This window comes from Reichenbachiella agarivorans (assembly GCF_025502585.1).
Lineage (GTDB): Bacteria > Bacteroidota > Bacteroidia > Cytophagales > Cyclobacteriaceae > Reichenbachiella > Reichenbachiella agarivorans.
On sequence record NZ_CP106679.1, the window covers coordinates 2,968,417 to 2,988,296 of the forward strand.

Below are 19,880 nucleotides of genomic sequence, written 5' to 3' on the forward strand. Positions count from 1 at the left end.
TCTTTTAGAATAGGAAGGTTGATTCCTGAATTAAACTGAGGCTTTGATCAATTGTGAGTCATGTGCATAGTACACGCGGCTGTTGGGTGCTACACTTTCGGTCAACCAGACATTGCCGCCTATGATGCTGTTGGCACCAATGACGGTACGCCCACCGAGGATGGTTGCTCCTGCATAGATGACCACATTGTCACCGATCGTTGGGTGTCTTTTGGTGAGTGCCATTTCTTTGCGTACACTCATCGCACCCAGCGTGACACCTTGATATACCTTGACATTGCTACCGATGATACAAGTCTCGCCTACCACTACACCTGTACCATGATCGATACAAAATTTTCGTCCAATCTTAGCTTTTGGATGGATATCAATAGATGTGCGTACATGAGCATACTCCGTAAAGATCCTGGGGAGGTAGGGAATGTCCAATCCCAACATGACATGTGCAATCCGATAGATGGCAATAGCAAAAAATCCAGGGTAGGTGCGGATCACCTCCTTGCGATCGATGGCTGCTGGATCACCACTCAGGATCGCATCTGCGTCCTCTATGCAGAGGTCGTAGATGTTTTCGAGTTCTGAAAAAAACAACTGACACGAACTAAGGGCAAAGCTCTTTTCACAAGCCTCTGTTTTCAGTAACAAATCTTCAAACAATTGTTGAATGGCTGCAAACTCTTCTTGGATTTCTGACTCTGTCTTGAACCTAATGTTGTTGAGTTCAGGAAAGAGGAACTGAAGCAGCCTGACAATGAACTGGTCAATTTCCTTTTCGCCAGGAAGTGCCTTGGGTACATTGTGTGCTTTGTGAATTTTATCAAAAAACGATTTTTTCATATTCAAATAGGTGTCAAACCTTGCAACGGAATCGTAAAACTAGTGTTTCGGATGGGAATAAAAATGCAATCAAATACTCTTTTTATTTTGTGCAGACAATAAACTTACACGCGATCAATGCAACATCTGTATCACAGCCCGAGTTCCGTTGACTTTCCAGTCGATTTCTTGACTGTCTAGCGTGATGCATTGTACCTCTGTCAATCCAGTTTGTATGTCTGATTTGAGGGTACGGATGCAGTAGGTTGGGTGCTTCAGGTATTTGATCAAGGAAGCAGATGGCTGTGTAGAAGGGATGATCCGGTCTTCAAAGAACCTACGGTAATTGGCGTCTCCTTTGGATAGCAGCAGTGAGTGTGGGGTGATTAGGTCTACAGGGAGCTGACTGAAATGCTGAGGACTGGTCCAAAATGGATTTGCCTGTACAATGATTTGCTCTTGCTCTATCTTGTTAGTTATAGCATCAGCAAAGTCTTTTGCTCCATGTGCTGCTAGGAGGGAGAGTAGGTTATCTATGTCTGATTGTATCACATCAGAGACAAAAATAGGTGCTGACTTAATATGCAGTTTGATTTGATGTCCATAGCGATCCACCAAATGATTAACTAGCATCAAGTCGCTGAACAGTTCCATTCCTGCATTGTCTAAGATCATATCGACATGTGTAGCGCACTCAAAATCATGAAGGAGCTGTGGACGATCATCGAGCAGTAGTTGGATACTCAACTCCTCGGCACTCTTCAATTGACTCAGATCTGATTTGTTGCCATGCAGACTACCGAGTACAAAATCAGGTGTGTCCCAATCCTTTGATTCCAGTAGGATGGTATCAAAGGTGGCTTGGTTCTTTTCTAAGTCTTGGGACTTGATTGTTGAAAATGGGTCTGTCCCTACTCTGTCATAATCAGTCAAATGAAGGATGTAGGCAAATAGATAAACTTCCGCATCGAAGAATGGCAAGTCATTCAAGTTTTTCTCTTCATAATCCGCATAAAACACTTCCCAAAGAGGGTCATTCTCATGAATCCGCTTGACAACCAAAGTGTCAAGCTGAGACTTTAAATTGTGGAGTCGAGCCCTAATCTCTTGGTTGTACAAGTTGCTGTTGATTACCTCATCGAGAATCTTGGGGTACCGCACACGAAAGGTCATTCCTGAAAAGGCAAGCGGATCAATGGGAATCTTTGGGTAGTGGCTCAACATACGTCAAAGGTAAAGAGTATTGGGATGAATTTGGTTAATTGCAGTGCTTTCCGAGCCTTTGAGTTTACTTGTTACATGTATTAGGATAGGGACAAAAAAAGAAGAGGTTGCCAGCGGCAACCTCTTCTTTTAACTTAGGATTATTTAATTCCTTAGACTTATATTTTCTTAACTCGAACGGCATTCATGCCTTTCATACCACGTTCTAATTCGAAACTTACTTTGTTGCCTTCTTGTATGTCGTCGATCAAGCCATTGACGTGTACGAAGTATTTCTCCTGAGTCAATTGTTCTTTGATGAAACCAAAGCCTTTAGAATCGTTGAAGAACTCGACAGTTCCTTTTTTGACCGCTTCTACTACTTCTTCTTCTCTTTTTGGTACACCGATCTCGATGTTCTTGGCGTTGATTTTCTTTTTCTTGGTTGGGTCTGGAGGAGTGTCGGTGAAGTTGCCATCTTCATCGATGTAAGTAATCATGCTTTCTAGATCACCACCTTGTGAGTTGTTCTTGCGTTCTTCTCTTTTCTGCTGCTTCTCTTCGCGCTTCTTGATACGTTTTTTCTCTTTTTCTTTCTTGTTATAAGTTTCTTGCGGTTTCGCCATTCGTGTTTTTAGTTAAAATTTATCAAGGATTGCGCAGTGGAGCTACTCAGTGGGTGCAATTGCGCGGTAAAGATAGTCAATTTGATGCCTATTTTTTAGGGTTGATTTGGAAAATGCACAAAGAATCGTCTAATAATGAGCTGAGTATCTAAATACTTGCGTTTTACACTTCGTTTTTTTGAGGCTTATGGATGAGAAATTGGTGTCTGGATGAATTAGTCATGTGCTCAGGTATAAAGGTAGGCCCACCAAATCAGCACCAACTGTAAGGGTAGTCTGAGCCATAGCACCCAGATAGGAACCTTCATTCCTGCTCCTTTCTGCTGCAAGTGGTAGATGTTGGCTGGGAAAACAGTGATGAGCAATAGAATGATTCCCCAAGCGGCGTAAGATTGCAATGGCGTGATCAATCCGATGGCAAGAATGATTTCTGCCGCTCCACTCAGTTGATTGATGCGCTCTTTGTTTTTGAAAATAGGAGGGATGATCCTGAGGTAAAATTTAGGTTGCACAAAATGGTTGATACCTGCTGCGAGGTACAAGGTAGACATGAGGTAGAGACTAAGAGTTGCACACATGACTCAATATATGAATTAATTGTTGTTGCTTGCCTTTCTTAGGACAACTTTTCCAGAGTTCTGTCAACTACCACCAGAGAAGTCTGACTGACTCGAAATAGTTGGAAGCAACAACTTTGGAAAAGCGGGTGGTCGGGTAATTGTCGCTTGTCTATAATTTCAGCGAGTACATTTTGTCAACTTACATTTTGATGTGAATCCATATTAGAATTGCCTACGGTATGTAGAGATAATAAGAAAAACGAAAGGTTTCCCCAACTTTGTATTTGAAATATTATCTTCACTAAGACACACTATTTGTACTGTAGGTAGAGAGTTTATAAAAAAGCTATGATGAATAATGACAACAATAAGGAAGTTATCAAATACAATGGCAAGGAACTAAGCTGCTCTTTGGCTTTTACGCTGCTGTTGATTGGAGATAAGTATAAAAGCCTCATTTTGTTTCATCTCAAGGATGGGGCTCTACGGTCAGGCGAATTACAAAAAAGCATTACTGATATATCCAATAGGATGTTTACGTACTCTATCCGCGCACTTGAAAAGGATAAATTGGTAAAGCGTAAAGTGTATCCTGTAGCTCCTCCCAAAGTCGAATATGAATTAACTGAACAGGGGGAGTCACTCATCCCCATTATTCTCCAACTGGACAAATGGGGACGAGATTTTGCAAATTATCATCACTTGTATGCACCTTGTGAGTAGTGCAGTTCATAGGAGTGAGAATAAATTTCGAATACAGTACCAAAAGGGTCCTCAACATAACACATACGATAAGGTTTTTCGTTAGGGTAATAGGCTCTGATGGGCATTCTTTGTTTTCCTCCTGCATCTACGATCTTTTGAACAAGCCCTTCAACATCTGGATCTTGAATTGAAAAGTGAAATAATCCAGTACGGAAGGGTTCAAAAGACGGTTCTAACTCTTTACTTTCTTTGAATTCGAACAATTCAAAACCTATCTTGTCACCAGTAGATAGATGTGCTATTTTAAATGTTTTCCAGCCTCTTCCGAAAACATCAATACACATTTGTCCAATGGCCGTTTCATTTTCTTCTTTTACCTCAGTGGGTTCCATAATCACATAAAACCCTAAAACCTCAGTATAGAATTTGACTGCTTTATTTATGTCAGGAACAGTAATTCCAATGTGAGAAAAGGTTTTGGGGTAGGGTTGTATTGATTCATCTAAATTCTTCATGTTTTTCGTTTTTTATACATAACCAAAGCATACCAATATCAGTGTTGTAGCAGTATGGAATATTACCTTTTTATGGTTTGTTTTTATGGGTTAACACGCAAAGTAAAGACTTATAGTTGTTGAAATACAAGGAGTTACATTTGTTGCAGATAGTTACACGAGTGTGTATTATTCAGGTTCTCAAACATTTGTTCAAAGAAAAAATACCAAATAAATAGTGACAAATAAGTGTAAAACCATTGTTGTGTCAGAATGTTACGACATAATAGCCATGAATTTTAGGTGAGGTAGCAACGGGTGTCATCAGAAGTTGATTAGCATACATAGATGATGGATCGTACTATGTATATGATCTGGCTATCACGAGAAGGAGCATAATTAGATACTCAGCTTTAGACAAAGGCTTTCATGTAAAACCTTTGTCTAAAGCTGAGTATCTAACTATTTAAAGTCTATTTTACTGTAGTTTTTTATATTTGATTCGTTTGGGCTCGGCATTGCCCATTCTTTTGATTTTGGCTTCTTCGTAGTCTGAGAAACTGCCCTCAAAGAAAGTTACCTGACTATCACCTTCAAACGCCAAAGTATGTGTACAAACTCTATCTAGGAACCATCTATCGTGAGAAATGATGACAGCACAGCCAGCAAAGTTTTCCAACCCTTCTTCCAAAGCCCGAAGAGTGTTGACATCCAGGTCGTTGGTAGGCTCATCGAGTAGGAGCAAATTGGCCCCTTGCTTCAATGTCATGGCCAAGTGAACCCTGTTGCGTTCACCTCCAGATAACTCGCCTACTTTCTTGCCTTGTTCACCACCGCCAAAGTTGAATTTGCTAACATATGCCCGAGAATTGATTTGTCTACCGCCTAGGTCGATCAATTCATTGCCATCGGAGATGGTTTCCCACACTGTTTTCTTTGGATCTAGATTGTCATGCTCTTGATCCACGTAGGCGATCTTTACCGTAGAGCCAATGTCAAAGGTGCCGGTGTCTGGTTTTTCACTGCCCGTAATCATGTTGAACAGCGTTGTTTTTCCTGCACCATTTGGCCCGATGATGCCAACGATACCTCCCTGTGGTAACGAGAAACTCAAGTTTTCGTAGAGTAGTTTGTCTCCGAAGGATTTTGACACACCTGCAACGTCAATTACTTTCGATCCCAATCGCTCACCTGCCGGGATGAATAATTCTAGTTTGGCTTCTTTTTCGGCAGCATCTTGTCCCGCCAATTTGTCGTAAGCTGCAAGTCTTGCTTTTGCCTTTGCTTGTCTGCCTTTGGGTGCCATTCTGACCCATTCCAACTCTCTTTGTAGTGTTTTCTGGCGTTTGGATTCCGTCTTCTCTTCTTTTTCTAAACGTTTCTGTTTTTGATCCAACCAAGAGGAATAATTACCCTTCCAAGGAATGCCTTCCCCTCTGTCCAGCTCTAGGATCCATCCTGCTACATTGTCGAGGAAGTACCTGTCGTGAGTCACGGCGATTACGGTTCCTTTGTACTGAGTCAGGTGTTGCTCTAACCAATGCACAGACTCTGCATCGAGGTGGTTGGTAGGCTCATCGAGTAGCAATACGTCTGGCTCTTGCAGTAGCAGGCGACAGAGTGCTACTCGGCGTTTTTCTCCACCTGACAGGTTCTCTATGAGGTTGTCAGCAGGAGGTGTACGGAGTGCATCCATGGCACGATCTAGTCGGCTGTCTAGTTCCCATGCATTGAGTGCATCGAGCTTATCTTGCACCTTGGCCTGATCAGCCATCAGCTTGTCCATCGCATCTGGGTTGTCCAAAATGTCTGGATCAGCAAACTTCATGTTGATCTCTTCGAATTGTGCCAAAAGATCCATGGTTTCTTGGACTCCCTCCTGTACACACTGCAATACCGTCTTTTTAGGATCGAGTTTGGGTTCCTGCTCCAGCATTCCGATGGTATAGCCATCAGAGAATACCACTTCACCTTGGTATTCTTTTTCTACACCAGCGATGATTCTCAGTAGAGAGGATTTTCCCGATCCATTGAGACCCAAAACACCGATTTTGGCTCCATAGAAGAAGGATAGATAGATATTCTTGAGTACTTGTTTTTGTGGAGGGTAAGTTTTGCTTACCCCTGCCATTGAAAATATTATTTTTTCGTCGCTCATTGCGTCAGTTTTTTTGGACAAATATCACCAAAATAATTCTGTCTTTGGCTCGAATACCTAAATTTGCAGCCTATTTATCATACGATCTATTTCAGTGAAAGTACCTTTTGGACATATTGAGGATGGCGTTTTGTACAGAGACGCATCTGGTGATTACAGCGAGTTGAAACTAAAAGAAGTTGCTGAGGAGGAGTTGGAGCAAGTTGTTTCGTTCTATGAGCAGAGCTTTGACAAGCTGTCTCAAAAGTTTTCAGAGGTGGAAGCCAAAATTAGCTCTTCTAACAACAAGGGTTCTTTTCTTTCTAGTTTGCTCAATCTCAAAGAGCAGTTGAGTACCCATCAAGGCTTGGGGGATTATACTCAACTGGCACAAAAGATAGACGGGAATGTGAATTTGCTGACAGACTATGTCGCCAAGAACCGTCAAAAAAATACAGACATTAAAAATGCTTTGCTTTTGGAGCTGGAAGCCATCTTGTCCAACAATGATTTGGAAGAGGCCTTTGAGCAAATCAAGGACTTGAAAGCCAAATGGATTAAGACGGGTAGCCCGAGTGAAGAGCTCAAGGAGCAACTGGAGCAGCAGTTCAAAGAAGGAGTAGACTCATTCTTTGAAAAAAGAAATGCCTTTCATGAAGATAAAAGGGAATTGGTCGACTCGCGAGTCGCAGAATATGACGGCATTATCGCAAAGCTGGAAAACATCCTAAAAGGAAAAGGTCTGGTAGAAGCGCACAACCAAGTGGTCGCACTGCAAGCAGAGTGGAAAGAGGTAGGTAGAATTCCAGAGGCTGCTTTCAAGGATAGAAATGAGAAATATTGGTCTTTGTGCCAAACCTTCTTTGATAAAAAGAAGATTGAGCAAAAGGAATCTCATAAAAATAGAGCAAAGACCAAAAAGGAAAGCCTCCAGCAGCGTACAAAGGTGCTAGAAGCCATGCAAAAGTTGGTGGACGAAGGGTTGGTCGCCGAGGTAGCTCCCCAGATGAAGAAAATAGCAACGGATTGGAAAAACTGTGGTCCCTTGTCGCGCAATGAAAACGCCGAAGTACATGATCAGTACTTAGCACTCTCTCGAAGTGTCCAAGAACGTCAGTTTTTGTTGAAACTTACCAAAAGAAAGACGAAGGGATTTGATACTAAATCAAACAAGGAACAATTGCAGTCTCTGCAAAAGGTAGCTCGCGACCTACTCAGAAGAGATGAAACAGAGCTGTCTACTTTTCAAGAGAATCTCGACAAGATGCATATCAACAAAGGGACATTTGTGGATATGCTGGAAGCCAAATTGAAAACCCAGCAGGATAAGGTGGTTGTGAAAAGAGCGTTGTTGGACGATATACAGAAGAAGATCAAAGAGGAAATACCAGTTCAATAAAGGGCTCGGTGCTTGGGGTTGTTGTTTTGACGGAAATTTTTATGCTATCTGTCTGTGTTTTGTTTATTTTTTTATTTATTGGGTATATAATTTCCATTAATGTTTGAAATGTCGTTTAAAAATTTATTTTTGCACGACTATTTTAAAAACCACTAAAACAAGGATTTTAATATGTATTGGACATTAGAATTGGCGTCTTATTTAGAAGATGCACCTTGGCCAGCTTCAAAAGATGAATTGATTGATTATTCTATCAGATCAGGAGCTCCTTTGGAAGTTGTAGAGAATTTGCAAGAACTAGAGGATGACGGTCAGCCGTTTGAAAATATCGAAGAGATATGGCCAGATTATCCTACTAAGGAGGATTTCTTTTTCAACGAAGACGAGTATTGATTGACTTCAATCCGTATCACAAGATATCATGCCTGACGTAATTGTCGGGCATTATTTTTTTCTACAAGCCAGTATTGCCTCTGCGATGATCATGTCTTCAGGGGTGGTGATTTTGAGATTGGCATAGTCACCCTCAACCAGGTAAATTTTTGCTCCATAGTTTTCTAGCACGCTGGCGTCATCGGTGAAGTGTGTCCCTTCTGCTGTTGCAAAGGCCTGTTTGATCAATTGCACATCAAAGGTCTGCGGAGTCTGTATGATGTAATATTCAGACCGATCTACCGCATGATTTTCGTTATTCAGCACTCTTCTCAATGAATCCTTTGTCTTGACAGCTGCAATGGCATTGTGTCGCAGCGCTGCTGTCTCATAGCATGTATGGATCACTTCCGCACTGATCAATGGACGTGCACCATCGTGAATGGCAACCAAGCCTTCTTGGTCTATTGCTCTCAATCCATTTTTGACTGAATCAAAACGGGTATCTCCACCAGATAGGATCTGATGGTTGATCTGAAAATCGTGAGTATGGATGAGTTGCTGCCAATCTGAGAAATGATCTTTGGGAAGGATAAGAAGGATGTCTACATGAGAATCATAGTTGTGAAATGCCTCTAGGGTGTGCATGAGTAGGGGTCTACCTTGGAGAGGAAGAAATTGTTTGGGGATCTCAGCATTCATTCTGCTGCCAATTCCACCGGCTACTATGATGGCGTACTTTTTCATTGGGCACAAAAAAGCTCCGATTTTTCTTAATCGGAGCTCGCATTTTATGTTTTTAGATAATTAACATGGCATCACCATAGCTAAAGAATCTGTATTTTTCTTTGATTGCTACTTGATAAGCATTCATGATCAAATCGTATCCTCCAAAAGCAGCAGCATTCATCAACAGAGTTGATTCTGGCAGGTGGAAGTTAGTCAATAGAGACTTGACGATTTTTGGTTCATAAGGAGGGAAGATGAATTTGTCTGTCCATCCTTCGTTGGGTTTCAATCTGTCATTGGCAGATACAGAAGACTCCAAAGCTCTTAGTACAGTAGTGCCTACTGCACAAACATTGCGTTTGTTGTCCAATGCAGAGTTGACGGATTCAGATGTTTTTTCTGATACAAAGAAGTTTTCTGAGTCCATCTTGTGCTTGGTTAAATCCTCTACATCCACAGGTCTGAATGTCCCCAGTCCCAAATGAAGGGTGATTGGATCCACATTTACACCTTGCAATTCGAGCCTTTTCAAGACGCTTCTTGTGAAGTGAATGCCTGCAGTAGGAGCTGCAACAGCACCGACCTTGTCCGCATAGATAGTTTGAAACCTTTCTCTGTCTTCTTCTTCTGTTTTTCTAGCGATTTCCTTTGGTAAGGGGGTCTCACCTAACTCATCGATGGTTTTGTAAAATTCCTCGTCTGTACCATCAAACAAGAATCGGATAGTTCTACCTCTTGAGGTCGTGTTGTCGATTACCTCCGCAACTAAATCTCCTTCTCCAAAGTATAATTTGTTGCCTACTCGGATTTTTCTAGCAGGATCTACCAGTACATCCCAAAGGTGGAGTTCCTTATTTAGTTCTCTAAGTAAGAATACCTCGATTTTAGCGCCAGTTTTTTCCTTGTTGCCATATAGTCTGGCAGGAAACACCTTTGTGTCGTTGACTATTACACTGTCACCGTCATTAAAATATTCAATAAATTCTTTGAAGATTTTATGCTCGATTTTACCAGAATCTTTGTGAACGACCATTAATCTGGATTCGTCACGATTTTCGGTAGGGTATAGTGCTAGTAGTCCTGGAGGCAGGTCAAACTTAAATTCAGATAATTTCATTCGCTAATTGTTTATTTGGATTGGAACCCGCATTGAATATTCTCTGTGAGATATATGGAAACATTCAAATTCTGTTGATTTTTATAAACGATATGTACGCTCATACTCAAAATAAGAGGGCAAAATTACTAAAATGAAATCACATTTTAGTTAATATTCGATTATATAATGAATTAGTATGAAAAAAGGGCACTCATTGAGTGCCCTTTTTGAAATTACATCATAAATGATGCGTGGAATATTTTGTGATTACTCAGCTGAAACAGAATCAGCTTCCATAGATGTAGTATCCATTTCTACTTCCATAGCTGCGCTGTCTACTACGATTTCTTCTGGTACTGCAACTTCTACAGTATCTTCAGCAACCTCTGTTTGACCTGCACTACCTTGTGATGAACAAGATGCTGCTGCCAATGTAAAAATAAATGCAATAACTAATAAATTAACGTTCTTCAAAATTTTCATTGGTAATAAGTTTTGATTTAAGGACATGAAAGTATGACGTAATTTTCGATTTGTCAAGAGAGTAGCAATACTTTTTTATAAAATATTAATATTTAATGTTAAAATCATAACATTGTCTGTCAATCGTTGTATTGGCTCATGGTTTTTGGCGTACCGAGGGTGCAAAATGACAAAATCATCTCACATGCTTTATCCATTTTTAGGGGTAAATCAATCATCTCATCTTTGGAGAAATTGCTTAGAACATAGTCTGCTTGTTGTCCAGGACGAAAGTCATTCCCCACACCAAATTTTAATCGAGTGTAGTCATTACCACCAATCATTTCATCGATGTTTCTGAGTCCATTGTGTCCAGCATGACTTCCCTTGGGTCTCATTCTTAGGTTGCCGTAGGGGAGTGCTATGTCATCCATGACAACCAGTATGTTGGCTTTGTCTACTTTGAGTTCTTGCATCCAATAGTTGACAGATTTGCCACTGAGATTCATGTATGTGGTGGGTTTGATGAGGTGTATGGTGCGCCCTTTGTGTTTGAATTCTGTTTTATTGGCCAATTTGAGATGGTCAAATTCCACACCTTTTTCATGTGCCAATTTGTCAAGAATCAAAAAACCAATATTGTGTCTAGTGAGCTCGTACTCAGGTCCGATATTGCCCAGTCCGATGATTAAGTATTTCATGTTGTTATGAGGTCAATTCCTGCAAGTTAAGACAGAGAACCAAATTTAACCTGTATTGGCTTATGGTAAACCGGGATAGCTAGTTGTCATACTTGTAGGTAGTATTTACTCAAAAAAAAATCCTGCCATGGAACAGGGCAGGATTTTGTATTTCATAAAGAGAATCTTATGCTTTTTCTCCTTCTGCGTTCAATTCGCTGGCTGATTTACCTCTCAATGCTCTTGGTATCTCTGCTACTGCGATTGATGCCTGTGGTGCATCTAGAATCTCGTAGTTTTCTGGCTTCAAATCACCCACTTTCACAGCCTTGCCAAATTCAAGTTTTGAGATGTTTACATCAATATGCTCAGGCATATTTTTTGGCAATGATTTGATATTCAAAGTTCTTCTTTTGATGATCAAAGTTCCACCTGCTTGTACTGCTGGAGACAAACCTGTCACGTGAACTGGGATGTCCATTTTGATAGGAGTTCCTGCTGTCCACTGTAGGAAGTCAACGTGCAAAAGTGCCTCACTTACTGGGTGAAACTGAAGGTCTTGCATGATCGCATCATACTCAGTTCCTTCTACGTTCACTTTTACGAAGTGTGCTTCTGATGTGTAAACCAATTCTCTAAAAAGAATTGCTGGAGAGTAAAAATGCACTTGCTGACCGCCACCATAAATCACGCAAGGAACCATTCCTTCATTACGCAATTTCTTGGACTCTGCTTTGCCGAGATTTGCTCTTTTATACCCTATAATCTCAATCGTTTTCATAATTATATATGTTTATTGTACAAATAATGTGCTTATAGATTCATGTCCGTGGATTCTCTTGATTGCATCAGCAAACAGAGGTGCCATACTCGCTACATGTATTTTGTCTGAACTGCTTTGCAAAGGAATGCTGTCTGTGACTACTAGTTCGACCAGAGCAGAGGCATCTACATTGTCGTAGGCACTGCCAGATAAGATGGGGTGGGTGCAAAATGCTCTCACACTTTTCGCTCCTTTTTCCATCAGTAGATTGGCGGCTTTTGTTAAAGTCCCTGCTGTATCGATAATGTCATCTACCAAGATGACGTTTTTGCCAGTGACGTCTCCGATGACCTGCATCGAAGCGATTTCGTTGGCTCGTTTTCTATGTTTGTCGCAGACGACCATGTCTGCTTTGAAGAACTTGGCAAATTCTCTGACTCTTTTGGTGCTTCCTACATCAGGGGCAGCAAAAATAATGTCATCAAGGCCTAGGTTGTTGATGTAGGGTACGAATATCAATCCTGAAATCAAGTGATCCACTGGGATGTCAAAAAATCCCTGAATTTGATCTGCGTGTAGGTCACATGTCATCAATCGAGTAGCACCCGCAGCTTGTACCAAGTTGGCCATCAATTTGGCAGCAATAGAAACTCTTGGCTTGTCTTTTCTGTCTTGTCTGGCGTATCCGAAATATGGAACAACGAGGTTGATGGTGTTGGCACTCGCCCTTTTGGCAGCATCAATCATCAACAGTAGTTCGATGATATTGTCTGAGGGGCCATGTGTTGACTGAATCAGGAATACATCACACCCTCTGATAGATTCGTCAAAACTGTAAGAAAGTTCACCGTCGCTAAATCTTTTAGAAGATGACATTCCTAGAGGCTGGCCGTAGTGCTTGGCAATCTTTTCAGCCAAAGCTATTGATCCGTTGCCTGCAAAAAGTTTTACTTTAGACGACATTTTTTGGTGTTTAGTATTAAAAAATCCCGACCTTTAGCCGGGATTTTTATGTTGGTCTACTAGGGCTCGAACCTAGACTCTTCTGGACCAAAACCAGACGTGTTGCCAGTTACACCATAGACCAATCAATTGCCCCATTAATTTGGGAGTACAAAATTAGAATTTTGTTTCAGTAAATCAAACTTTAGACAAGTATTTTGATCTAAAATTTTCACTTTTTTTACTTCTGTGCTGATATCCAATTCTTTGCATTGATAAAAGCTGTGATCCAAGGAGTGATTTCATCTTGTCTATCCTCAGGATAGTGCGCCCAGTTCCATGAGAATAGGGATCTTTCTAAGTGAGGCATCATCGCCAAGTGTCTTCCGTCTTTGGAATATACCCCCGCTACGTTATAATCTGATCCATTTGGATTGCCAGGATAAGTGCTGTAGTTGAACTTCATACAGACGTTGTATTGATCCTCTGCAAGTGGGAGGTCAAACCTTCCTTCGCCATGCGCTACTGCTATGCCTAGACTAGTGCCTGAGAGACTACTTAACATGATAGAGTCGTTTTGAGGAACTGTGACTGACAAGAAGGTGGATTCAAACTTGCCAGATTCATTGTGTAGCATTTTTGGGTGATTTTCCATCTCTGGGAATATCAATCCTAGCTCCATCATGACTTGACAACCATTGCAGACACCAAGACTCATGGTGTCTTTTCTTTGGTAGAAGTCGGTCAGTGCTTTTTTTGCATTTTCATTGTATCTGAAGGCGCCTGCCCAGCCTTTGGCTGATCCGAGTACGTCAGAATTAGAGAAGCCTCCCACAAAGACAATTATGCTGATATCTTGTAGATTTTCTCTACCAGACATCAAGTCTGTCATATGTACGTCTTTTACATCAAAGCCTGCCAGATGTAGAGCATATGCCATTTCTCTATCGCCATTGACTCCTTTTTCACGAATGATGGCGGCTTGCACGCCTGATTTTGTTTTTCTCTTTTGATCTAAACCTAAACCTTTGATGCTTCCAGAGAATTTGCTTGGGAATACATACTTCAATGGTTGTGTTTTGTAGTTTTCAAATCTAGATTTTGCTTGTGCTTCTTTGGTTTGGTGCAAATCCAATAGGTGAGAAGTAGTCATCCATACATCTCGTAATTCATTGATATCTATTTTTTGATTGAAACTGTTCCCTTCTATAATGAAGGTGCGGTCTAGGTTTACTGCTCCAAGTATTCGGTAGTTTAGGCCCGTTTGATCCAAGGTAGAAATAGTCTCATTGCTGAGCTGAAGCACCCAAGCTGGACTTTCACTAAATAATACTTGAGACGCAGGTTCGCTAAATGATTTTAGATTGATAGTAGCGCCAGATTTGGTCGTAGGAAAGTGCATCTCAAGCAAGGTAGTGATCAAACCACCAGCTGATACATCGTGCCCTGCTAGTACTTTGTCTGCTTTGATCAAATTTTGCACTGCTGCAAAGTTTCTTTTGAATTGCTCAGGGTCTGGGCTACCAGCAGGTAGGTTTCCTACTTTGTTTTTGGTCTGTCCATAACTAGAGCCGTCCAATGAGAATTGCTCATCTGATAGCGAAATGTAGACCAACGAACTGTTCGGGTCTGATTTGATATCAGGAGAGACGGTTTGTTTGATGTTGTTGACCTCAGAGACACTCGATATGATCACGGTACCAGGAGAGTCTACGGTTTTTCCATCACTGTATTTTTGTGTCATGGACAAGGAATCTTTGCCTGTTGGAATGTTGATTCCGAGGGCAATGGCATATTCACTGACTGCCTTGACAGCTTTGTAGAGTCTTGCTTTTTCTCCACTCGTCTTGGTGGGCCACATCCAGTTGGCACTCAGAGACACGCCTTCAAAACCGTGGGAGAGAGGTGCGAACACTAAATTGGTCAATGCTTTGGCGATGGCCAATTGTGATCCCATTTCCGGATTGCAAATCGCAGCAACTGGTGCATGGCCAATGGAGGTAGCAATTCCTTTGTTACTCTCAAAATCTAGCGCCATGACGGCCACATTGTTGAGTGGAAGTTGAATTTCTCCACAGGTTTGTTGCTTGGCAACCCTGCCAGTGACAGAGCGGTCTACTTTGTTGGTGAGCCAATCCTTGCAGGCAACAGCTTCAAGTTGGAGTACATTTTTGAGATCTTGTACAAAGTCAGCATCGGTGGATTTTACAGATTTATAATCTCTGACTATGGTTTTGTCTTCGAGGATAGTTTTTGGTGAAGAGCCAAACATCTTAGATAATCCCCAATTGACGGCATTTTTTCCGTTTTCGTTGCGAGAGACGGTGAATTGCATGTCACCAGTTGCTTCACCTACTTCAAAGAATGGTGCTCTTTCTCTTTCTGAGATTTCTTTCAATTCTTGGATGGCAGTAGCTGGAAGCGCCAGTCCCATTCTTTCTTGAGACTCATTGCCGATGATTTCTTTGTCGGACAAGGTAGGGTCTCCTACTGGGAGTTGATTGATGTCAATTTTTCCTCCCGAATTCTCCACCAACTCAGATAGACAGTTGAGGTGTCCACCTGCTCCATGATCATGCACCGAGTGTATGGGATTGTTGTCTCCCTCGACCATGGCTCTGATGGCGTTGGCGACTCTTTTTTGCATTTCTGGATTGGATCGCTGGATGGCGTTGAGTTCGATTGAGTTGGCAAATTCACCTGTGGTAACAGAGGATACTGCGCTACCACCCATGCCGATTCGGTAGTTGTCACCGCCCATGATGACGATTTTGTCACCTTTTACTACTTCTTTTTTCTGTGCTTGCTCTAGTTTGCCATAGCCAACTCCTCCCGCCATCATGATGACTTTGTCAAAGCCTAGTGCTTGTTCGTTTTCTTCGTGTTCGAAGGTCAGTACACTCCCGCAGATCACAGGTTGCCCAAATTTGTTTCCGAAATCACTCGCTCCGTTGGATGCTTTGATGAGAATTTCTAGTGGTGTTTGGTAGAGCCAATTTCTTTCTTTGATGTTGTTTTCCCATGGTTTTTTTCCATCCAACCGAGGGTAAGAAGTCATGTACACTGCAGTGCCAGCCAACGGAATACTGCCTTGTCCTCCAGCCATCCTATCTCGGATTTCTCCTCCAGTACCTGTCGCAGCTCCGTTGAACGGTTCTACAGTCGTAGGAAAGTTGTGGGTTTCTGCTTTGAGCGAAATGACAGAGTCAAAATCCTTGGTTTCGAAGTAGTCAGGCTTGTTTTGGGTCTTGGGAGCGAATTGTTTTACCCTCGGTCCTGCAACGAACGCTACGTTGTCCTTGTAGGCAGAGACGATTTTGCCAGGAGTGGCAGCCGATGTCTTTTTGATGAGTTTGAATAGAGACTCTTCTTTTTCTTCACCATCTATGATGAAGGTGCCATTGAATATTTTGTGACGGCAGTGCTCTGAGTTTACTTGCGAGAAGCCAAAAACCTCACTGTCTGTCAATTTCCTTCCCAAGTCTTTGGCAACACCATTCAAGTATTCAACCTCTTCTGCGCTCAAAGCCAAGCCTTCGGCTTGATTGTAAGCAGCGATGTCTTCTATTTCAAGTATCTCTTCTGGTTGTTTGTCTATGGTGAAGGTGTGCTGATCCAAGATTTCGTACTTCATGTTCAGCATCGGATCAAAATGGCCTTCAGTGAAGAACTCTTCGATTCGAGTCAATCCAACAATTCCCATGTTTTGTGTGATTTCAACAGCATTGGTACTCCATGGTGTGAGCATTTCTTTTCTCGGACCTATGAATGAACCCTTGATAGATTCTGATTCGAGGTATTCTGAGTCACCAAACAGCCAATTTAGCTTTTCAATGTCAGTTGCAGGGAGTTTGGAAGAAGATGCTACTAGGTAATAAGTGGTGCTGTTTTTCTTGAATATTGAAATCATCTATGGAAGGACTTTAATAAGCCGCAAAAATAGAATGAATTGCTGGAATATGCAGACTGAGTGAATTGAATATTTCAATTACTTATTCAGGGTCGCTGCAATGATGTTGATCGTGTTCTCTACCAGTTTGTTGTGACCGTATGTTGTGATGTGGATATCACTTTTCTTTAATTGGGATAAAAAGTGTTGATGAGGTACAGGGTCGATCATTTTGTCTTTCTCTCCAAATATGAATGTGAAATGAGAGGCACTTTGGTTGACATGCTGGATGAGTTGCTTTTGGGGAATACGCAAATGTTTGAAACTGACCCACGTACGGTAAACCAAGAGTCTTTTGTCTTCGCTTTGGAGCTCCTTGCGTGCAAATTTGATCATGGTTTGGTTCATCCATCCTTTCTTTTCTAATCGATCGAGTAGCCAAAAAAAAGGTTTTGGCTCAATCATCAGCAGATAGAAAACTTGTCTGAGCACAACAGGAAAAGTTGCCAATTGATACCAAAACCTCCTGATAATTCCATCAGGTGCTACCAAGATCACTTGATCTATCTTGTTTTCACTGCCTAAAAAGGATGCCAAGGCAAAGCGGCCTCCCATCGAATATGCCAACAGTGAGAAGCGTTCAATTTGTAAGGAATGTAGGAAGTCAGTAAAAATAATCTTCCACTCAGGTATCCTGATATGGGAGATTTCGTTGTTGCGTCTTTTGCTACGTCCGTGATAAAATAGACGAATGACGATGATGCGGTAATCTATCAAATGATCCTCTAGAAACTGGAAGTCATCTGGTTTTTGACCAAAACCATGATAACATACCAAGGTCTTCTTGCCTCGTCCAAAGACCGAGTACTCTAGTTGAGATTTGGAGCTATGATGATAGATACTGGTAGCCATTTTTCAAGTTTAAAGAAAATAGTTTTTATAAATCCAACCTATTGGAAGTTGTTGCGTAATAAACCGAGGAAACTATTAGGGAAATTAAAGTTTCCATAGTTTCTTTGTGGAAATTATGCTAGAGGTAAAAGATAAAATAAAGGAAACAGCCATTCACTTGTTTCAGAGATATGGGATACGGAGTGTCTCTATGGATGATATAGCAAGAGAATTGTCTATCTCTAAAAAGACGATTTATCAGTTCTACAAGGATAAGGATCAAATTGTCACATTGGGTGTGGTGGAGCACATCGAGAAAGAGAGAGACGAATTTCAATGTTTATTAAATTCTTCTGAAAATGCCATTGATGAGATGCTCAAATTTTCTACTTGTCTCAAAAGAAATTTGGGAGAAATCAATCCTGCTTTGCTTTTCGATTTACAAAAATTTCATTTTTCAGCTTGGGAATTGTGGGTTGATTTTAAAAATGGATTTATCAAAAAAACGGTGTTGAATGTCATCAAGAGAGGTAAAGAAGAAGGGTTGTTTCGCCCAGAAATCAATGAGGAAATACTTGCCTGTTACAGGATAGAAGCAATAGAAATGGCATTTAATCAGCATGTTTTTCCGAGCGAAAAGTTTGATTTTGTAGAACTACAGATAACTCTCATGGATCATTTTCTACGAGGGATGCTCACAATGAAGGGACTTTTATATTATGATGAATTGAATAACTCAACAACTGATGAGAACAGATAGAATAGGAAGTACAGTACTAACAATGGTTCTGCTGCTAATCGTGATGACGAGCCGTGGACAGGATAAAACGAGCTTCTCTTTGGAAGAAGCAGTGAATTTTGCTTTGCTCAATAACCAAACGGTGAAAAACGCGAAGCTCGAAATGGAAATCGCGGAGAGACAGGTGGATGAGCTGATCGCAGATGGTTTACCACAAGTCAATGCGAATATGGATTTGGGGTATAACTACAAAATCCAGCGAGTCTTTTTGCCAGGTGATGCATTTGATCCCAACGGAGACCCCAACGCGGTTATAGCCCAAGAGTTTGGTACTTTGTATTCAGGTACGATGGGAATTTCTGCTACTCAAATGATATTTGACGGATCGTTTTTTGTCGGGTTGAAGGCCGCCAAAACCTTTACGGAGCTATCAAAAAAGGATTTGGTAAGAAGCAACATCGATGTGGCAGAGGCAGTTTCCAAAGCTTACTTTGGTGTATTGGTCAATGTGGAGAGATACGAATTGATCAAAAGCAACTATAGCAGGGTAGACTCATTGTTGAGAGATACAGATCTGTTGTACAAAAACGGGATGTCCGAAAAGATAGACGTGAGCCGTGTCAAGGTACAGTACAACAACTTGAAGGTGGAAATGGATAACTATCAAGCCATCCTTGACTACAGTAAGTCAATTTTAAAATTTCAAATGGGTCTAGATCCCAAGAGTACTATTGAGTTGACTGAAAAAATTCAGGACGTTGATTATTTCCAATTTGATCAGGTGCAAGATTTTCAATATGAAAATCGAATTGAATACGCACAATTGAATATCAACAAACAATTGAATGAATTGGATATCAGAAATGTCAATTCTGGTTACGCGCCCACATTGAATGCCTATGGTTCGTATGGTCGCAACTCTGGTACACAGGAGTTGGGTGATTTGGTCAACTTTACGGGCAACTATTGGCAGGGGGTAGGCGTGGTTGGACTCAAATTAAGTATGCCAATTTTCGATGGTCTCAGAAAAAGCAGACAGGTACAGCAGCGCAAACTGAAAGGAGAGCAGATCAAAAATCAATTTGAGCAATTGGAGTACAGCATTGATCTGGAGATCGAGCAGGCGATGGCTAGCTACAACAAGGAAATAGATAATATCAAAGCACAGAAGGAAAATATGGAGCTGGCACGTGAGGTATATGATGTGGCCAAGACCAAATATGAAGAAGGTGTAGGGTCAAACATAGAAGTAATCGATGCAGACCGCGAATACAAACAAGCACAAACCAATTATTACAATGCTGTCTATGACGCATTGATATCTAAAGTTGAATTACAAAAAGCATATGGAGTCTTACTCTAAATCAAACACAA

Annotated in this window: 19 protein-coding genes and 1 tRNA gene; 5 read left to right on the plus strand and 15 right to left on the minus strand. The window is 41.3% G+C overall.

The annotated features are described in order from the left end of the window. Window positions 1–30: 30 nt before the first annotated feature. The 4 genes from N6H18_RS12480 to N6H18_RS12495 form a co-directional block, all read right to left on the minus strand. Window positions 31–837 carry a serine O-acetyltransferase gene (locus N6H18_RS12480; protein ID WP_262308607.1) on the minus strand — a complete coding sequence of 269 codons (807 nt, stop codon included), beginning with the start codon at window positions 835–837 and terminating at the stop codon, window positions 31–33. A 114-nt stretch (window positions 838–951) separates the two neighbouring features. After that, entirely contained in the window at window positions 952–2,040 is a 1,089-nt protein-coding gene (locus N6H18_RS12485; protein ID WP_262308608.1) for a damage-control phosphatase ARMT1 family protein, read from the minus strand. A gap of 158 nt (window positions 2,041–2,198) precedes the next feature. Continuing rightward, on the minus strand, window positions 2,199–2,645 hold the full coding sequence (locus N6H18_RS12490; protein WP_262308609.1) for a cold-shock protein: 447 nt from the start codon (window positions 2,643–2,645) through the stop codon (window positions 2,199–2,201). A gap of 227 nt (window positions 2,646–2,872) precedes the next feature. After that, the gene (locus N6H18_RS12495) at window positions 2,873–3,196 is read right to left on the minus strand and encodes a DoxX family protein (protein WP_262308610.1); all 324 of its coding nucleotides are present in this window, start codon (window positions 3,194–3,196) and stop codon (window positions 2,873–2,875) included. A 357-nt stretch (window positions 3,197–3,553) separates the two neighbouring features. On the opposite strand from N6H18_RS12495, the gene N6H18_RS12500 reads away from it, so the two are divergent. Further along, on the plus strand, window positions 3,554–3,928 hold the full coding sequence (locus tag N6H18_RS12500; protein WP_262308611.1) for a winged helix-turn-helix transcriptional regulator: 375 nt from the start codon (window positions 3,554–3,556) through the stop codon (window positions 3,926–3,928). Here the strand turns inward: N6H18_RS12500 and N6H18_RS12505 are convergent. After that, a complete protein-coding gene (locus N6H18_RS12505) occupies window positions 3,904–4,425 on the minus strand; it encodes a lactoylglutathione lyase family protein (RefSeq protein ID WP_262308612.1) in 522 nt (173 codons plus the stop codon). The two genes, N6H18_RS12500 and N6H18_RS12505, sit on opposite strands and share 25 nt — an antisense overlap. Before the next feature lie 457 nt (window positions 4,426–4,882). Continuing rightward, complete coding sequence (gene ettA, locus N6H18_RS12510; RefSeq protein ID WP_262308613.1) at window positions 4,883–6,562, minus strand: energy-dependent translational throttle protein EttA; 1,680 nt, start codon at window positions 6,560–6,562, stop codon at window positions 4,883–4,885. Between the two features lie 94 nt (window positions 6,563–6,656). On the opposite strand from ettA, the gene N6H18_RS12515 reads away from it, so the two are divergent. Together N6H18_RS12515 and N6H18_RS12520 are read left to right on the plus strand one after the other, a co-directional pair. Then, window positions 6,657–7,940, plus strand: a complete 1,284-nt coding sequence (locus N6H18_RS12515) for a DUF349 domain-containing protein (protein WP_262308614.1) — start codon at window positions 6,657–6,659, stop codon at window positions 7,938–7,940. Between the two features lie 171 nt (window positions 7,941–8,111). After that, on the plus strand, window positions 8,112–8,333 hold the full coding sequence (locus N6H18_RS12520; protein WP_073119581.1) for a DUF2795 domain-containing protein: 222 nt from the start codon (window positions 8,112–8,114) through the stop codon (window positions 8,331–8,333). A gap of 51 nt (window positions 8,334–8,384) precedes the next feature. On the opposite strand, the gene N6H18_RS12525 is transcribed toward N6H18_RS12520, so the two are convergent. From N6H18_RS12525 to N6H18_RS12565, 9 genes are all read right to left on the minus strand, one after another. Continuing rightward, window positions 8,385–9,059 (minus strand): 2-C-methyl-D-erythritol 4-phosphate cytidylyltransferase, encoded by a 675-nt coding sequence (locus N6H18_RS12525; protein WP_262308615.1) that lies wholly within the window; start codon window positions 9,057–9,059, stop codon window positions 8,385–8,387. A gap of 52 nt (window positions 9,060–9,111) precedes the next feature. After that, on the minus strand, window positions 9,112–10,158 hold the full coding sequence (gene queA, locus N6H18_RS12530) for a tRNA preQ1(34) S-adenosylmethionine ribosyltransferase-isomerase QueA (protein WP_262308616.1): 1,047 nt from the start codon (window positions 10,156–10,158) through the stop codon (window positions 9,112–9,114). A 249-nt stretch (window positions 10,159–10,407) separates the two neighbouring features. Beyond that, window positions 10,408–10,623 carry a hypothetical protein gene (locus N6H18_RS12535; protein WP_262308617.1) on the minus strand — a complete coding sequence of 72 codons (216 nt, stop codon included), beginning with the start codon at window positions 10,621–10,623 and terminating at the stop codon, window positions 10,408–10,410. Between the two features lie 119 nt (window positions 10,624–10,742). Then, a complete protein-coding gene (gene pth / locus N6H18_RS12540; protein WP_262308618.1) occupies window positions 10,743–11,303 on the minus strand; it encodes an aminoacyl-tRNA hydrolase in 561 nt (186 codons plus the stop codon). Window positions 11,304–11,469: 166 nt separating this feature from the next. Then, window positions 11,470–12,063: a 50S ribosomal protein L25/general stress protein Ctc gene (locus N6H18_RS12545; protein WP_262308619.1), complete on the minus strand. Its 594-nt coding sequence runs from the start codon at window positions 12,061–12,063 to the stop codon at window positions 11,470–11,472. Window positions 12,064–12,075: 12 nt separating this feature from the next. Continuing rightward, window positions 12,076–13,008 carry a ribose-phosphate pyrophosphokinase gene (locus N6H18_RS12550; RefSeq protein ID WP_262308620.1) on the minus strand — a complete coding sequence of 311 codons (933 nt, stop codon included), beginning with the start codon at window positions 13,006–13,008 and terminating at the stop codon, window positions 12,076–12,078. A gap of 51 nt (window positions 13,009–13,059) precedes the next feature. Next, window positions 13,060–13,132, minus strand: a tRNA-Gln gene (locus N6H18_RS12555). 96 nt (window positions 13,133–13,228) lie between these two features. After that, window positions 13,229–16,897 carry a phosphoribosylformylglycinamidine synthase gene (purL, locus tag N6H18_RS12560; protein WP_262308621.1) on the minus strand — a complete coding sequence of 1,223 codons (3,669 nt, stop codon included), beginning with the start codon at window positions 16,895–16,897 and terminating at the stop codon, window positions 13,229–13,231. Window positions 16,898–16,975: 78 nt separating this feature from the next. Next, complete coding sequence (locus N6H18_RS12565) at window positions 16,976–17,788, minus strand: alpha/beta fold hydrolase (RefSeq protein WP_262308622.1); 813 nt, start codon at window positions 17,786–17,788, stop codon at window positions 16,976–16,978. A gap of 115 nt (window positions 17,789–17,903) precedes the next feature. Here N6H18_RS12565 and N6H18_RS12570 point away from each other — a divergent pair, with 115 nt between their 5' ends. Together N6H18_RS12570 and N6H18_RS12575 are read left to right on the plus strand one after the other, a co-directional pair. Continuing rightward, window positions 17,904–18,527, plus strand: a complete 624-nt coding sequence (locus N6H18_RS12570; RefSeq protein WP_262308623.1) for a TetR/AcrR family transcriptional regulator — start codon at window positions 17,904–17,906, stop codon at window positions 18,525–18,527. Further along, window positions 18,514–19,869 carry a TolC family protein gene (locus N6H18_RS12575; protein WP_262308624.1) on the plus strand — a complete coding sequence of 452 codons (1,356 nt, stop codon included), beginning with the start codon at window positions 18,514–18,516 and terminating at the stop codon, window positions 19,867–19,869. The genes N6H18_RS12570 and N6H18_RS12575 overlap by 14 nt, the downstream gene beginning before the upstream one ends. Window positions 19,870–19,880 lie beyond the last annotated feature (11 nt).

What these genes read in the sequence shown, in the direction of transcription:
- N6H18_RS12480 (WP_262308607.1), bottom strand. Translation starts at nt 837, where the DNA reads ATGAAAAAATCGTTTTTTGATAAAATTCACAAAGCACACAATGTACCC.
- N6H18_RS12485 (WP_262308608.1), bottom strand. Translation starts at nt 2,040, where the DNA reads ATGTTGAGCCACTACCCAAAGATTCCCATTGATCCGCTTGCCTTTTCA.
- N6H18_RS12490 (WP_262308609.1), bottom strand. Translation starts at nt 2,645, where the DNA reads ATGGCGAAACCGCAAGAAACTTATAACAAGAAAGAAAAAGAGAAAAAA.
- N6H18_RS12495 (WP_262308610.1), bottom strand. Translation starts at nt 3,196, where the DNA reads ATGTCTACCTTGTACCTCGCAGCAGGTATCAACCATTTTGTGCAACCT.
- N6H18_RS12500 (WP_262308611.1), top strand. Translation starts at nt 3,554, where the DNA reads ATGATGAATAATGACAACAATAAGGAAGTTATCAAATACAATGGCAAG.
- N6H18_RS12505 (WP_262308612.1), bottom strand. Translation starts at nt 4,425, where the DNA reads ATGAAGAATTTAGATGAATCAATACAACCCTACCCCAAAACCTTTTCT.
- ettA (WP_262308613.1), bottom strand. Translation starts at nt 6,562, where the DNA reads ATGAGCGACGAAAAAATAATATTTTCAATGGCAGGGGTAAGCAAAACT.
- N6H18_RS12520 (WP_073119581.1), top strand. Translation starts at nt 8,112, where the DNA reads ATGTATTGGACATTAGAATTGGCGTCTTATTTAGAAGATGCACCTTGG.
- N6H18_RS12525 (WP_262308615.1), bottom strand. Translation starts at nt 9,059, where the DNA reads ATGAAAAAGTACGCCATCATAGTAGCCGGTGGAATTGGCAGCAGAATG.
- queA (WP_262308616.1), bottom strand. Translation starts at nt 10,158, where the DNA reads ATGAAATTATCTGAATTTAAGTTTGACCTGCCTCCAGGACTACTAGCA.
- N6H18_RS12535 (WP_262308617.1), bottom strand. Translation starts at nt 10,623, where the DNA reads ATGAAAATTTTGAAGAACGTTAATTTATTAGTTATTGCATTTATTTTT.
- pth (WP_262308618.1), bottom strand. Translation starts at nt 11,303, where the DNA reads ATGAAATACTTAATCATCGGACTGGGCAATATCGGACCTGAGTACGAG.
- N6H18_RS12545 (WP_262308619.1), bottom strand. Translation starts at nt 12,063, where the DNA reads ATGAAAACGATTGAGATTATAGGGTATAAAAGAGCAAATCTCGGCAAA.
- N6H18_RS12550 (WP_262308620.1), bottom strand. Translation starts at nt 13,008, where the DNA reads ATGTCGTCTAAAGTAAAACTTTTTGCAGGCAACGGATCAATAGCTTTG.
- purL (WP_262308621.1), bottom strand. Translation starts at nt 16,897, where the DNA reads ATGATTTCAATATTCAAGAAAAACAGCACCACTTATTACCTAGTAGCA.
- N6H18_RS12565 (WP_262308622.1), bottom strand. Translation starts at nt 17,788, where the DNA reads ATGGCTACCAGTATCTATCATCATAGCTCCAAATCTCAACTAGAGTAC.
- N6H18_RS12570 (WP_262308623.1), top strand. Translation starts at nt 17,904, where the DNA reads ATGCTAGAGGTAAAAGATAAAATAAAGGAAACAGCCATTCACTTGTTT.
- N6H18_RS12575 (WP_262308624.1), top strand. Translation starts at nt 18,514, where the DNA reads ATGAGAACAGATAGAATAGGAAGTACAGTACTAACAATGGTTCTGCTG.